This is a genomic window from Streptomyces anulatus (assembly GCF_000721175.1).
Taxonomy (GTDB): Bacteria; Actinomycetota; Actinomycetes; order Streptomycetales; family Streptomycetaceae; genus Streptomyces; species Streptomyces anulatus_C.
Window position 1 is genome coordinate 1 of sequence record NZ_JOEZ01000113.1, and the last position, 740, is coordinate 740.

Below are 740 nucleotides of genomic sequence, written 5' to 3' on the forward strand. Positions count from 1 at the left end.
CGAGCCGGGCGGAACGTTCAGCGCCGCCGCCCCCCGCAGCGCCACGATCGGCGGGAAGGCCGCGGTCCCGCTCGCGGTCCTCACCGAGACCAGCACGGTCATGTGGAAGGCCGTCGGTGAGGGCTACCGCGAGCGGTGGCCCCAGATCCGCGAGGAGCGCCGGCAGAAGATGGCCGAGCGCGCCGCCAAGCGCAAGGCCGAGAAGGAAGCCGCCCAGGCCGAGAAGGAAGCGGCCGAAGCGGCGAAGGCGGCGGCCGAAGAGAAGCGCAAGGCGGAGGAGGCCGAGGCCGGGCCCCGCCCGCCGTTCCCGCCGCCGTCGGATGACCTGCCCGACCCCGCCCCGCCGGCCCCCGAGCCGCCCGTCGTCGTCACCGAGCCCGTCGAACCGGTCTCTCCGACGAGGAGCTGGGACGACGACTGGGACGACTGGGGCGGCGACAACAAGTACGAGCCGGTCAGCCCGATCCCCGACCCCGACCCGGCGCCGCCCGCTGCGGCGACGGTCCCTGACCCGCGCAAGCCGGAGGTCATGGGCTGGCCGGGCGACGACACCGCCACGGTGCCGACCCCGCCGCACCCTCACACCCCCGAGCCGCAGCCGGTGCCGGAACCGGCCCCGGTTCCTGAACCGCCCGCCGGGACCCGCCACCTGACGGTGGTGCCCGACACCGCACAGAACGGAGATTCCATGTCCGCACCGCACGCGATCATCCCCGAGATCCGCACCCTGGACGGCCTCA

1 pseudogene is annotated in these 740 nt (G+C 75.1%); it reads left to right on the plus strand.

Features of this window, described 5'->3' with window-relative positions:
• A pseudogene (locus IG90_RS0138735) lies at window positions 1–740 on the plus strand (hypothetical protein); the annotation flags it as partial.